General features: G+C 59.0%; 9 protein-coding genes. 7 read left to right on the top strand and 2 right to left on the bottom strand.

The genetic code is table 11. The features are described 5' to 3' along the window. Positions 1-699 (bottom strand): bifunctional 2-polyprenyl-6-hydroxyphenol methylase/3-demethylubiquinol 3-O-methyltransferase UbiG, encoded by a 699-nt coding sequence (ubiG, locus tag JL015_RS01970; RefSeq protein ID WP_200999935.1) that lies wholly within the window; start codon positions 697-699, stop codon positions 1-3. Between the two features lie 71 nt (positions 700-770). Continuing rightward, the gene (locus JL015_RS01965; RefSeq protein WP_200999934.1) at positions 771-2,099 is read right to left on the bottom strand and encodes a TRZ/ATZ family hydrolase; all 1,329 of its coding nucleotides are present in this window, start codon (positions 2,097-2,099) and stop codon (positions 771-773) included. Positions 2,100-2,222: 123 nt separating this feature from the next. Between JL015_RS01965 and mtnA the strand changes: the two genes are divergently transcribed. The 7 genes from mtnA (at position 2,223) to rpsA (ending at position 13,527) form a co-directional block, all read left to right on the top strand. Continuing rightward, a complete protein-coding gene (mtnA, locus tag JL015_RS01960; RefSeq protein WP_201017227.1) occupies positions 2,223-3,299 on the top strand; it encodes an S-methyl-5-thioribose-1-phosphate isomerase in 1,077 nt (358 codons plus the stop codon). 257 nt (positions 3,300-3,556) lie between these two features. Further along, positions 3,557-6,331, top strand: coding sequence for a DNA gyrase subunit A (gene gyrA, locus JL015_RS01955; protein WP_200999932.1), 2,775 nt, complete (start codon positions 3,557-3,559; stop codon positions 6,329-6,331). Positions 6,332-6,513: 182 nt separating this feature from the next. Beyond that, positions 6,514-7,599 (top strand): 3-phosphoserine/phosphohydroxythreonine transaminase, encoded by a 1,086-nt coding sequence (gene serC / locus JL015_RS01950; protein WP_201017226.1) that lies wholly within the window; start codon positions 6,514-6,516, stop codon positions 7,597-7,599. Continuing rightward, positions 7,599-8,693: a prephenate dehydratase gene (gene pheA / locus JL015_RS01945; RefSeq protein ID WP_200999930.1), complete on the top strand. Its 1,095-nt coding sequence runs from the start codon at positions 7,599-7,601 to the stop codon at positions 8,691-8,693. Before serC ends, pheA begins: the two co-directional genes overlap by 1 nt. Positions 8,694-8,789: 96 nt before the next feature. Next, positions 8,790-11,033, top strand: coding sequence for a bifunctional prephenate dehydrogenase/3-phosphoshikimate 1-carboxyvinyltransferase (locus JL015_RS01940; protein WP_201017225.1), 2,244 nt, complete (start codon positions 8,790-8,792; stop codon positions 11,031-11,033). After that, the gene (gene cmk / locus JL015_RS01935) at positions 11,030-11,719 is read left to right on the top strand and encodes a (d)CMP kinase (RefSeq protein WP_200999928.1); all 690 of its coding nucleotides are present in this window, start codon (positions 11,030-11,032) and stop codon (positions 11,717-11,719) included. Before JL015_RS01940 ends, cmk begins: the two co-directional genes overlap by 4 nt. 122 nt (positions 11,720-11,841) lie before the next feature. After that, a complete protein-coding gene (gene rpsA, locus JL015_RS01930; RefSeq protein ID WP_025261287.1) occupies positions 11,842-13,527 on the top strand; it encodes a 30S ribosomal protein S1 in 1,686 nt (561 codons plus the stop codon). Positions 13,528-13,578: the final 51 nt, after the last annotated feature.

The raw sequence follows: 13,578 nt of genomic DNA, 5'->3' as shown, positions 1-13,578 counted from the left end.
TTATGCCTCCCGCAGTGTCTGGATCATGTAGTTGACGTCTACATCCGAGGCCAGCTTGTAGTGCTTGGTCAGCGGGTTGTAGGTCAGGCCGATGATGTCCTTGACCTGCAGGCCGGCATCGCGGCTCCAGGCACCCAGCTCCGACGGGCGGATGAATTTCTTGAAGTCATGTGTGCCGCGTGGCAGCAGGCCCATGATGTATTCGGCGCCGACAATCGCGAACAGGTAAGCCTTGGGGTTGCGGTTGATGGTGGAGAAGAACACCTGGCCGCCGGGCTTGACCATGCGATAGCAGGCGCGGATCACGGAAGAAGGGTCCGGTACGTGCTCCAGCATTTCCAGGCAGGTCACCACATCGAACTGCTCGGGCATTTCTTCGGCCAGGTCTTCGGCGGTGATCTGACGGTACTCGACATTCACGCCGGATTCGAGCTGATGCAACTGGGCCACGGCCAATGGGGCTTCGCCCATGTCGATGCCGGTCACGGTAGCGCCGCGCTGGGCCATGGCCTCGCTGAGAATGCCGCCGCCACAACCGACGTCGAGCACTTTCTTGCCCGCCAGATTGACCCGTTCGTCGATCCAGTTGACCCGAAGCGGATTGATATCGTGCAGCGGCTTGAATTCGCTTTCACGATCCCACCAACGATGTGCCAGTGCCTCGAATTTGGCGATTTCTGCGCGGTCGACGTTGCTCATGGGGGTTACCTCTTGAACTTGAAATTCGTTTTCAGAGGCCCGGCGATCAGACAGGCCAGGCCTTCATGTATTCAGTTTGCGCCGCCAATGCGTTTGCCCCAGGCAATCGCGGTCTCGCGTAGCGCCGATTCGTCCATTCGTGTCAGGCGGCGATTGTCGAGCAATTGCTTGCCGGCCACCCAGACATGGCTCACGCAGTCGCGGCCGGTGGCGTATATAAGCTGTGACACTGGATCATAGATCGGTTGCTGCTCCAGCCTGGAAAGATCGAACGCGACGATATCGGCCGCCTTGCCGATTTCCAGCGAGCCCGTCTCGGCCTGGATGCCCAGGGCGCGTGCGCCGTTCAGGGTCGCCATGCGCAATGCCCGATGCGCATCCAGCGCTGTTGCCGAGCCCGCGACAGCCTTGGCCAGCAAGGCCGCAGTGCGTGTTTCGCCGAGCAGGTCCAGGTCATTGTTACTGGCTGCGCCATCGGTTCCCACCGCAACGTTGACGCCGGCTTGCCACAGGCGCTCCACCGGGCAGAAGCCACTGGCCAGTTTCAGGTTGGATTCCGGGCAATGCAGTACGCTGGAGTTGCTTTCTACCAGTAAAGCCAGGTCGTCGTCGCTGATTTGCGTCATATGTACGGCCTGGAAGCGCGGCCCCAGCATGCCGAGGCGGTTCAGTCGCGCCAGTGGGCGTTCCTGGCGTTGTTCGAGGGATTGCTCGACCTCGAAGGCTGTTTCATGCACATGCATCTGAATCATGGCGTCGAGTTCGTCCGCGATGACCCGGACCTTTTCCAGATTTTCGTCGCTGACGGTGTAGGGCGCATGTGGGCCGAAGGCAATCTTGATGCGCGGGTGATGAATCAGGTCGTTGAACAGCTCGACCCCGATGTGCAGGGATTCGTCGGTGGTCCTGGCTCCCGGAATCGGGAAGTCCAGCACCGGCACGGTGATCTGGGCGCGGATACCGCTGCTATGGGCCCGGTCTGCGGCAACCTTGGGGTAGAAGTACATGTCCGAGAAGCAGGTGATGCCGCCCTTGATCTGTTCGGCAATGGCCAGGTCCGTGCCATCGCGTACAAAGTCTTCGGTGACCCATTTGCCTTCGGAAGGCCAGATATGGTCCTGCAGCCAGGTCATCAGCGGCATATCATCGGCCAGACCGCGGAAAAGGGTCATTGCCGCGTGGCCGTGGGCATTGATCAGTCCTGGCGTGAGCAGCATGCCGGGCAACTCCTGCACGTGCAGGGCGTTGTGTTTCAATGCCTCGGCTCTGGGGCCTATATAAACGATGCAGCCATCGCGGATGCCGAGTCCATGATCCTTGAGTACCACGCCTGCAGGTTCGACCGGCACCAGCCAGCTGGGCAGGAGCAGGAGGTCGAGCGGTGCTGTTGCGTTCGGCATGTCAGGGCTTCCAGAGCTTATTGCAATAATGGCGAAGTATACCCGAGCACCTTCGCGGTCGGCTCGCTATAATCGTCCCCTTTTGATTCCGGGCTTTGGATTTTCGAGATGGAGTGGGTGGTAATGCGCGATCGGCTATTGGCTGCGGAGAAGGTAAAGGCCATCGATTGGCGAGATGACACTCTGTATCTCCTGGATCAGCGTGTGCTGCCGTTCGAGGAAACCTGGCACGCTTATAACGGTGCTGCGGCAGTGGCCGAAGCGATTCGCTCGATGGTAGTGCGCGGCGCGCCTGCAATCGGTATCGCGGCAGCCTATGGCGTTGTGCTGGGCGCGCGTGCGAGGTTCGCGGCGGGTGGTGACTGGCAGGCAGCGCTGGAGGAAGACTTCTCGCTGCTCGCGGATTCGCGCCCCACGGCCGTCAATCTTTTCTGGGCGCTGAACCGGATGCGCGACCGCCTGCAACGGCTCAAGGAAGGGGATGACCCTCTGGCTGTTCTGGAAGCCGAAGCCGTGGCGATCCATCTGAGCGACCGTGAAGCCAATCTGACCATGGCGCAGTTGGGGGCGGATCTCATTCGCAAGCATCAGGGCAACCTGCAGGCAGTCCTGACCCATTGCAATACGGGCGCCCTGGCGACGGGCGGCTTTGGTACTGCGCTGGGCGTGATCCGTGCCGCGCATCTTGAAGGCATGATCGAGCATGTTTATGCCGACGAAACCCGGCCCTGGCTGCAAGGTTCGCGTCTGACGGCCTGGGAATTGGCGAACGAGGGGATTCCGGTCACCCTCAATGCCGACTCCGCAGCCGCGCATCTGATGCGTACCAAGGGCATTACCTGGGTCATCGTCGGTGCCGACCGCATTACCGCCAATGGCGATGTGGCCAACAAGATCGGCACTTATCAGCTGGCCGTTGCGGCCATGCACCACGGCGTGCGTTTCATGGTCGTGGCGCCAAGCTCTACGATTGATATGGATATGCCCAGCGGCGAAGACATTGTCATTGAAGAGCGTGACGGGCGTGAACTGCTCGAAGTGGGTGGTCATCGCGTGGGGGCTGATGTCGAGGCCTTCAATCCGGTGTTCGATGTGACGCCGGCCGATCTGATCGACGCCATCGTGACCGAAAAGGGCATCGTCGAGCGTCCTGATACCGCCAAGATGGCCCAGCTCATGAGCCGCAAGCACTTGCATTGATCGTTTCGCAGTCTGGCCGCTCCCTCGTTCGGGGCGGCTTGTTTTCAGCGCTTTCAAAGGATAGGAGCGTGACAGCGATTGTGGTAATATCCGGCGGTTTCCAACGGCGCTATCAGTAGTCGCCCTTACTGCGCAGATCCATGGCATAACTCGTTGATTTGTCGTAAGTCGTTGCCTGGCAAATGCCGGCGGCGGCGAGCTTCGTCTATCCCGTATGGATGTACGAGGTTTCACCAGAAAAAGGAATCAGGCTTCTCATGGGCGAACTGGCCAAAGAAATCCTCCCGGTCAATATCGAAGACGAGCTGAAACAGTCCTACCTCGACTACGCGATGAGCGTGATCGTCGGGCGAGCACTGCCGGATGCGCGCGATGGCTTGAAGCCCGTGCACCGGCGTGTGCTGTACGCAATGAGCGAGCTGGGTAACGACTGGAACAAACCGTACAAGAAATCCGCTCGTGTGGTTGGTGACGTAATCGGTAAGTACCACCCGCATGGCGATACCGCTGTCTACGACACCATCGTTCGTATGGCGCAGCCATTTTCGCTTCGCTACCTGCTGGTAGACGGTCAGGGCAACTTCGGTTCGGTCGACGGCGACAACGCCGCGGCGATGCGATACACCGAAGTGCGCATGACCAAGCTGGCTCACGAGCTGCTGGCCGACCTGCACAAGGAAACCGTGGACTGGGTGCCGAACTATGACGGCACCGAGCAGATCCCGGCGGTCATGCCGACCCGTATTCCCAACCTGCTGGTCAACGGTTCCAGCGGTATTGCCGTGGGCATGGCGACCAACATCCCGCCGCACAACCTCGGTGAAGTCATTGATGGCTGTCTGGCCCTGATCGACAACCCCGAAGTCACTGTCGATGAGTTGATGCAGTACATTCCCGGCCCGGATTTCCCGACAGCGGGGATCATCAACGGCCGTGCCGGCATCATCGAGGCCTATCGCACCGGTCGTGGCCGCATTTACATGCGTGCCCGTTCGATCGTCGAGGATATCGACAAGGTGGGCGGTCGCCAGCAGATCGTCATCACCGAGCTGCCGTACCAGTTGAACAAGGCCCGCCTGATCGAGAAGATCGCCGAGCTGGTAAAAGAGAAGAAACTCGAAGGTATCACCGAGCTGCGCGACGAGTCCGACAAGGACGGTATGCGCGTGGTCATCGAGCTGCGCCGTGGCGAGGTTCCTGAGGTCATCCTCAACAACCTCTACGCCCAGACCCAGTTGCAAAGCGTGTTCGGTATCAACATCGTTGCGTTGATCGACGGCCGCCCGCGAATCCTCAACCTCAAGGATCTGCTGGAAGCGTTCGTTCGTCACCGTCGTGAAGTGGTTACCCGCCGTACCGTCTTCGAGCTGCGCAAGGCGCGTGAGCGCGGGCATATTCTCGAAGGTCAGGCCGTTGCCTTGTCGAACATCGACCCGGTCATCGCCCTTATCAAGGCCTCGCCGTCTTCGGCTGAAGCCAAGGAAGCACTGGTCAGCACTCCCTGGGAATCCAGCGCAGTGGTTGAAATGGTCGAGCGTGCCGGTGCTGATTCCTGCCGTCCGGAGAACCTCGATCCGCAGTACGGTCTGCGTGATGGCAAGTATTTCCTGTCGCCAGAACAGGCACAGGCGATTCTTGAGTTGCGTCTGCACCGTCTGACCGGCCTGGAACATGAAAAACTGCTCACCGAGTATCAGGAAATCCTCGGCCAGATCGGCGAGCTGATCCGCATCCTCGGCAGCGCCACGCGCCTGATGGAAGTGATCCGCGAAGAGCTGGAGCTGATTCGTTCCGAATATGGCGATGTGCGCCGCACCGAGATTCTCGATGCGCGTCTGGACCTGACTCTGGGTGACCTGATCACCGAAGAAGAGCGGGTTGTCACCATCTCCCACGGCGGCTATGCCAAGACCCAGCCATTGGCGGTCTATCAGGCTCAGCGCCGTGGCGGTAAAGGCAAGTCGGCTACCGGCGTCAAGGATGAGGACTACATCGCTCACCTGCTGGTCGCCAACAGCCATACCACGCTGCTGATGTTCTCCAGCAAGGGCAAGGTCTACTGGCTCAAGACTTACGAAATTCCGGAAGCATCCCGTGCTGCTCGCGGACGTCCTTTGGTCAACCTGCTGCCGCTGGACGAAGGTGAGTACATCACCGCCATGCTGCCGATCGATCTTGAGGCGCTGCAACAGAGTTCGGGTGCCGATGACGAGCTGGAAGATGCCGAAGATGCGGTGATCGAAGGTGAAGTTGTCGAGGCCGAGGAAGTCGACGAAGAAGACGGTGACACTCCTGAGCTGGTTGCCGAGCCGACTGGCGCCTATATCTTCATGGCTACAGCCTTCGGTACGGTCAAGAAGACGCCTCTGGCACAGTTCTCCCGTCCTCGTTCCAGCGGCCTGATCGCCCTGAAACTGAAGGAAGGCGACACCCTGATCGCTGTTGCGATCACCGACGGCGCCAAGGAAGTCATGCTGTTCTCCGACGCGGGCAAGGTTATCCGCTTCGCCGAGAGCGATGTTCGTCAGATGGGTCGTGGTGCTCGCGGTGTGCGCGGGATGAAGATCGGCAAGGGCCGACTGATTTCCATGCTGATCCCCGAGTCGGGCGCACAGATTCTCACGGCCTCCGAGCGTGGTTTCGGCAAGCGGACCTTGCTGAGCAAGTTCCCGCGTCGCGGTCGTGGCGGTCAGGGCGTTATCGCCATGGTCACCAAGGGGCGTAACGGGAAGCTGATCGGCGCTGTGCAGGTTCAGGAAGGCGAGGAAATCATGCTGATTTCCGATCAGGGCACGCTGGTTCGTACCCGTGTCGACGAAGTGTCCCGACTGGATCGCAACACTCAGGGCGTCACCTTGATCAAGCTTGCCAGCGACGAAACCCTGGTGGGTCTGGAGCGTGTCCAGGAGCCATCGGAAGTTGAAGGCGAAGAGATTGACGGTGAAATCGTGGATGGCACCGTTGTCGAGCCGGATGATGCTGACGACCTGCAAGTCGATGCAGCGACTGACGATGACGAATCTCAAGGCTGAGTTGTAACGTAAATCCGGTAAGGGCTGGCTCGTCTGTGAATGCATGTGCATTACAGGTGACTCAGCCCTTGCGACATTCGGTCGTGTGGCCGAATACGTATTCCTGCAGAAGTGGCCAACAGCTGTCCGGCCTGCTTCGACAAAGAAGCGCGTAAGACCCAACGCATTTGACGAGAGTGGATATGAGCAAGCGAGCCTTTAACTTTTGCGCAGGCCCTGCTGCGCTTCCTGAAGCGGTTCTGTTGCGTGCCCAGGCGGAGCTTCTGGACTGGCACGGCAAGGGCCTGTCCGTGATGGAGATGAGCCATCGCAGCGATGAGTTCGTCTCCATCGCCATCAAGGCCGAGCAGGATCTTCGCGACCTGCTGACCATCCCCTCGAACTACAAGGTGCTGTTCCTGCAAGGCGGTGCCAGCCAGCAGTTTGCCCAGATCGCCCTGAACCTGTTGCCGGAAAACGGCAAGGCCGACTACATTGATACCGGCATCTGGTCGCAGAAGGCAATTGAAGAGGCTTCGCGCTACGGTACGGTCAATGTCGCCGCCAGCGCCAAGCCCTACGACTACTTTGCCATTCCTGGCCAGAACGAGTGGAAGCTGTCCAGGGACGCTGCCTACGTTCATTACGCGCCGAACGAAACCATCGGTGGCCTGGAGTTCGACTGGATTCCGGAAACCGGCGACGTTCCGCTGGTCGCGGACATGTCCTCCGACATTCTTTCCCGTCCGGTGGACGTTTCGCGCTTCGGAATGATCTACGCCGGCGCCCAGAAGAACATCGGCCCGAGCGGCATCGTCGTCGTCATCATTCGTGAAGACTTGCTCGGTCGTGCCCGTGCGCTCTGCCCGACCATGCTCGACTACAAGGTCGCAGCCGATAACGGTTCGATGTACAACACGCCGCCGACCCTGGCCTGGTATCTGTCGGGTCTGGTCTTTGAGTGGCTCAAGGAGCAGGGTGGCGTCGAAGCCATCGGCAAGCTCAATGAAGTCAAGAAGCGCACCCTGTATGACTTCATCGATGCCAGCGAGCTGTACAGCAACCCGATCAACAAGCCCGATCGCTCCTGGATGAACGTGCCGTTCCGTCTGGCCGATGATCGCCTGGACAAGCCGTTCCTGGCGGGTGCCGATGCCAATGGCCTGCTCAACCTCAAGGGCCATCGCTCGGTCGGCGGCATGCGTGCTTCCATCTACAATGCTGTCGACATCAATGCAGTCAATGCGCTGGTGACCTACATGAAAGACTTCGAGAAGGAACACGGCTGATGTCCGAGCAAGAACTCAAGGCGCTGCGAGTCCGCATCGACAGCCTGGACGAAAAGGTTCTGGAGTTGATCAGCGAGCGCGCTCGCTGCGCGCAGGAAGTGGCGCGGGTGAAAATGTCCTCGCTGGCGGAAGGCGAAGTGCCTGTGTTCTATCGCCCGGAGCGTGAGGCTCAGGTTCTCAAGCGTGTCATGGATCGCAACCGTGGTCCGCTGAGTAACGAAGAGATGGCGCGTCTGTTCCGCGAAATCATGTCTTCCTGCCTGGCGCTGGAGCAGCCGCTGAAGGTCGCTTATCTGGGGCCTGAAGGGACGTTTACCCAGGCCGCGGCCATGAAGCATTTCGGGCATGCCGTCATCAGTCTGCCCATGGCAGCTATCGATGAAGTGTTCCGCGAAGTGGTTGCCGGTGCAGTGAATTTCGGCGTCGTGCCGGTGGAAAACTCCACCGAGGGCGCGGTCAATCACACCCTCGACAGCTTCCTCGAACACGACATGGTCATCTGTGGCGAGGTCGAGTTGCGTATTCACCACCATTTGCTGGTCGGTGAGAGCACCAAGACTCAAAGCATTACCCGCATCTATTCCCATGCCCAGTCGCTGGCTCAATGCCGCAAGTGGCTGGACGCCCATTACCCGAATGTCGAGCGTGTCGCTGTCGCCAGCAACGCCGAAGCGGCCAAGCGGGTCAAGAGCGAGTGGAATTCCGCCGCCATTGCCGGAGACATGGCAGCCAGCCTGTATGGTCTGACACGTCTGGCCGAGAAGATCGAAGATCGTCCCGACAATTCCACGCGGTTCCTGATCATCGGTAATCAGGAAGTGCCGCCGACCGGTGACGACAAGACCTCGATCATTGTGTCGATGAGCAACAAGCCGGGTGCCTTGCATGAGCTGCTGGTGCCGTTCCATGAGAACGGGCTGGACCTGACCCGCATCGAAACCCGTCCTTCGCGCAGTGGCAAGTGGACTTATGTGTTCTTCATCGATTTCGTGGGGCACCACCAGGATCCGCTGGTCAAGGCGGTGCTGGAGAAGATCAGTCATGAAGCCGTTGCACTGAAGGTGCTGGGTTCCTACCCGAAAGCGGTTCTTTGAAGAGACGATACATGAGCAGCGATTTCTTCACTCCGGCGCTGCCGGGTGTGCAAACACGTTCGCCTTGCGCGGGTGTCAGTCACAAGGTTTCTGCGCGTGGTTGATTTCACGTCGGTGCAGTCCGTTCGACCTGTTATTGGTCGGCTTGTGGTCGTCGGTCTGGGTTTGATCGGCGGCTCCTTTGCCAAAGGTGTTCGCGAAAGCGGTCTGTGCCGTGAGGTGGTGGGGGTCGATCTTGACCCGCGCTCACGCAAGCTGGCCGTTGAGTTGGGGGTTGTGGATCGTTGCGAGGATGATCTGGCTGCCGCTTGTCGTGGCGCTGATGTCATTCAGCTTGCAGTTCCTATTCTGGCGATGGAAAAGCTGCTTGCGCTGCTGGCTCCCCTTGATCTTGGCAATGCCATCCTGACGGATGTCGGCAGTGCCAAGGGCAATGTGGTCAGGGCTGCGCGGCTTGCGTTCGGCCATATGCCGACCCGTTTCGTGCCGGGGCACCCGATTGCGGGTTCCGAGCAGAGTGGTGTCGAGGCGTCGAATTCCGAGCTGTTCCGGCGGCATAAGGTGATCCTGACGCCGTTGGCCGAGACCGATCCCGATGCCGTTGCGCTGGTTGATCGCCTCTGGTCGGTACTGGGTGCCGATGTCGAGCACATGCAGGTCGAGCGTCACGATGAGGTGCTGGCCGCGACCAGTCACTTGCCGCATTTGCTGGCATTCGGTCTGGTGGATTCTCTGGCCAAGCGTAACGAGAACCTGGAGATATTCAGGTACGCAGCAGGCGGCTTTCGTGATTTCACCCGCATCGCAGGCAGTGATCCGGTGATGTGGCACGATATCTTTCTGGCCAACCGCGAGGCGGTGCTGCGAACGCTGGATACATTCCGCAGCGACCTCGATGCCTTGCGTGAAGCTGTGGATACAGGCGATGGGCATCAGTTGCTGGGCGTGTTTACCCGTGCCCGTGTTGCCCGGGAGCACTTCGGCAAGATTCTCGCCCGTCGCGCCTATGTAGAGCCTACCAGCACGGATGATCTGGTCTTTGTTGCCAGCCCCGGAGGCCGTGTCAGCGGCAATGTTCGAGTGCCGGGTGACAAATCCATCTCCCACCGCTCGATCATGCTGGGTTCTCTGGCTGAAGGCACCACCGAGGTCGAAGGTTTTCTTGAAGGCGAGGATGCGCTGGCGACCTTGCAGGCCTTCCGTGACATGGGCGTGGTGATCGAAGGCCCGCATCATGGTCGCGTGACGATCCATGGTGTCGGCATGCGCGGCCTGAAAGCTGCGCCCGGCCCGATCTATCTGGGGAATTCCGGAACCTCCATGCGTCTGCTGTCGGGGCTGCTGGCCGCGCAGGATTTCGACAGTACCCTGACGGGCGATGCCTCGCTCTCCAGGCGCCCCATGAGTCGTGTGGTCGATCCTTTGCGTGAAATGGGTGCTGTCATCGAAACGGCTGCCGATGGCCGTCCGCCACTGACCATTCATGGTGCAGGAAAACTCTCGGGTCGAGCCTACACTACGCCAATGGCCAGTGCGCAGGTCAAATCCTGCCTGTTGCTGGCCGGTTTGTATGCACACGGCGAGACAGTGGTCAGCGAGCCGGCACTCACACGCGATCATACCGAGCGCATGCTGCGTGGCTTCGGCTATCCGCTGTCGGTCGAGGGCAACAAGGTTTCGGTCGAGTCCGGGCATAAACTGGTCGCGACCCGTATAGAAGTGCCGGCGGATATTTCATCGGCAGCGTTTTTCATGGTGGCGGCCTCGATTACCGAGGGTTCCGAGCTGCTGCTTGAACATGTGGGCGTCAATCCGACACGTTCAGGTGTTATTGATATTCTTCGCCTGATGGGCGGTGATATCACCCTGGAAAACCCGCGTGAAGTGGGAGGTGAGCCTGTTGCGGACCTGCGCGTGCGCTCTGCTTCCCTGAAAGGTGTAGATATCCCGGAAGCGCTGGTGCCGTTGGCCATCGACGAGTTTCCGGTGCTGTTCATTGCAGCGGCCTGTGCCCAGGGGCGCACTGTCCTGCGCGGTGCCCAGGAGTTGCGAGTCAAGGAGTCTGACCGGATTCAGGCCATGGCCGACGGTCTGCTGGCGTTGGGTATCAAGGTTGAGCCGACGCCGGATGGCATTATTATTGAAGGCGGTTCCATGGGCGGTGCCGAGATCGATGCTCATGGCGATCACCGCATTGCAATGGCATTCAGTGTTGCATCATTGCGGGCATCGGCACCGATCCGTATCCACGATTGTGCGAACGTCGCCACATCGTTTCCCAATTTTCTGGCGCTGTGCGCTCAAGTCGGTATGCGTGTCGCGCAAGAGGATCAAAAGTGAAAATCAAAGCACCCGTTATAACCATCGACGGCCCTAGCGGCTCGGGGAAGGGCACTGTTGCCGGTTTGCTTGCCAAGCATCTGGGCTGGTGTCTGCTCGATTCCGGCGCTCTTTACCGTTTGCTGGCCTTTGCGGCACGCAACCACGGTGTCGATCTGACCAATGAAGAGGCGCTGAAGCTGCTGGCGGCACATCTTGATGTGCAGTTCGAGACGACTTCCGGTGGTCAGGGGCAGCGCATCATCCTTGAGGGTGAGGATGTTACCCATGCCATCCGTAACGAGCAGATTGGCAGCGGTGCCTCGCAGGTTGCTTCCTTGCCCGCAGTGCGTGATGCGTTGTTGCAGCGCCAGCGTGCGTTTCAGGAAGAGCCGGGGCTCGTTGCCGATGGCCGCGACATGGGAACGGTGGTGTTTCCCGACGCGCCCCTGAAGATTTTTCTCACTGCCAGTGCCGAGGAGCGTGCACGTCGTCGTTACTTGCAGTTGAAGGCCAAGGGTGATGATGTTAGTCTGTCGAGTCTGCTAGATGAGATATGTGCGCGCGATGAGCGCGACACCCAGCGAGCGGTAGCTCCGCTAAAGCCGGCGCATGACGCCATACAGCTGGATTCCACCGAGTTATCCATCGAGCAGGTGCTGGAACGCATTCTGAGTGAGGTCGCGCTACGCGATATCGCCGGGTGATCAAGGAGCTGCACAGGCGACCAGATTTAGTCCTGCCAGCTTCCTTTTACATGAACGAAACCCACGTTGTCTGGGACGTGGCAGATGGGCGTATTCTTCGCCCTTGATCAACAGGAATTAAAATGAGCGAAAGCTTTGCAGAACTTTTTGAAGAAAGCCTAAAAACCCTGAACCTTCAGCCGGGCGCCATCATTACCGGTATCGTTGTCGACATCGACGGCGACTGGGTAACTGTACACGCTGGCCTGAAGTCCGAAGGCGTCATCCCGCTCGAGCAGTTCTACAACGACGCTGGCGAGCTGACCATCAAGGTCGGTGACGAAGTTCACGTTGCGCTGGACGCGGTAGAAGACGGCTTTGGCGAAACCAAGCTGTCCCGCGAAAAAGCCAAGCGCGCCGAGTGCTGGATTGTTCTGGAAGCGGCTTTCGCAGCTGAAGAAGTGGTCAAGGGCGTTATCAACGGTAAGGTTAAAGGCGGCTTCACTGTCGACGTTAACGGCATCCGTGCGTTCCTGCCAGGTTCTCTGGTTGACGTCCGTCCAGTGCGCGACACCACGCACCTGGAAGGCAAAGAGCTCGAGTTCAAGGTCATCAAGCTGGACCAGAAGCGCAACAACGTTGTCGTTTCCCGTCGCAGCGTCCTGGAAGCCGAGAACAGTGCAGAGCGCGAAGCACTGCTCGAGTCCCTGCAGGAAGGTCAGCAAGTCAAAGGTATCGTCAAGAACCTCACCGATTACGGCGCATTCGTCGATCTGGGTGGCGTCGATGGCCTGCTGCACATCACCGACATGGCCTGGAAGCGTATCAAGCATCCATCGGAAATCGTCAATGTTGGCGATGAGATCGATGTAAAAGTCCTGAAGTACGATCGCGAGCGCAATCGTGTTTCCCTGGGTCTGAAGCAACTGGGCGAAGACCCATGGGTTGCTATCAAGGCTCGTTACCCGGAAAGCACCCGCGTTACCGCGCGTGTAACCAACCTGACCGACTACGGCTGCTTCGCAGAGCTGGAAGAAGGCGTGGAAGGCCTGGTACACGTTTCCGAAATGGACTGGACCAACAAGAACATCCACCCGTCCAAAGTCGTTCAGGTTGGCGACGAAGTGGAAGTCATGGTTCTGGACATCGACGAAGAGCGTCGTCGTATCTCCTTGGGCATCAAGCAGTGCAAATCGAACCCGTGGGAAGATTTCTCTGGCCAGTTCAACAAGGGCGATAAAATCTCCGGCACCATCAAGTCGATCACCGATTTCGGTATCTTCATTGGTCTGGACGGCGGCATCGACGGCCTGGTTCACCTGTCCGACATCTCCTGGAACGAAGTGGGCGAAGAAGCCGTACGTCGCTTCAAGAAGGGCGACGAGCTCGACACCGTAATCCTGTCTGTTGATCCAGAGCGTGAGCGTATCTCCCTGGGTATCAAGCAACTGGAAAGCGATCCGTTCTCCGAGTACGTCACTGTCAATGACAAAGGCGCTATCGTTCGCGGTACCGTTAAAGAAGTTGACGCCAAAGGCGCCATCATCACTCTGGCCGACGACATCGAAGCTACCCTCAAAGCCTCCGAAATCAGCCGTGACCGCGTTGAAGACGCGCGTAACGTTCTGAAAGAAGGCGAAGAGATCGAAGCCAAGATCATCAGCGTTGACCGCAAGAGCCGCGTAATCAGCCTGTCCATCAAGTCGAAAGACGTTGAAGACGAGAAAGAAGCTATCCAGAGCCTGCGTAGCAAGCCTGAAGCTGCTGAAAGCACTGGTCCAACCACTATTGGTGACCTGCTGCGCGCGCAAATGGAAAAACAGAACTAAGTTCTGCTTGACCATGAAAAAGGGCGACTTCGGTCGCCCTTTTTTGTGGGC

The sequence above is a fragment of the Pseudomonas cichorii genome, from assembly GCF_015471405.1.
In the GTDB taxonomy this organism is placed as follows: Bacteria; Pseudomonadota; Gammaproteobacteria; order Pseudomonadales; family Pseudomonadaceae; genus Aquipseudomonas; species Aquipseudomonas serbiensis.
The sequence above is the reverse complement of the archived record's forward strand: the minus strand, read 5'-3'. Positions and strand labels throughout refer to the sequence as shown.

Coding starts and splice junctions, on each gene's coding strand:
- ubiG (WP_200999935.1), bottom strand. CDS start 699: ATGAGCAACGTCGACCGCGCAGAAATCGCCAAATTCGAGGCACTGGCA.
- JL015_RS01965 (WP_200999934.1), bottom strand. CDS start 2,099: ATGCCGAACGCAACAGCACCGCTCGACCTCCTGCTCCTGCCCAGCTGG.
- mtnA (WP_201017227.1), top strand. CDS start 2,223: ATGCGCGATCGGCTATTGGCTGCGGAGAAGGTAAAGGCCATCGATTGG.
- gyrA (WP_200999932.1), top strand. CDS start 3,557: ATGGGCGAACTGGCCAAAGAAATCCTCCCGGTCAATATCGAAGACGAG.
- serC (WP_201017226.1), top strand. CDS start 6,514: ATGAGCAAGCGAGCCTTTAACTTTTGCGCAGGCCCTGCTGCGCTTCCT.
- pheA (WP_200999930.1), top strand. CDS start 7,599: ATGTCCGAGCAAGAACTCAAGGCGCTGCGAGTCCGCATCGACAGCCTG.
- rpsA (WP_025261287.1), top strand. CDS start 11,842: ATGAGCGAAAGCTTTGCAGAACTTTTTGAAGAAAGCCTAAAAACCCTG.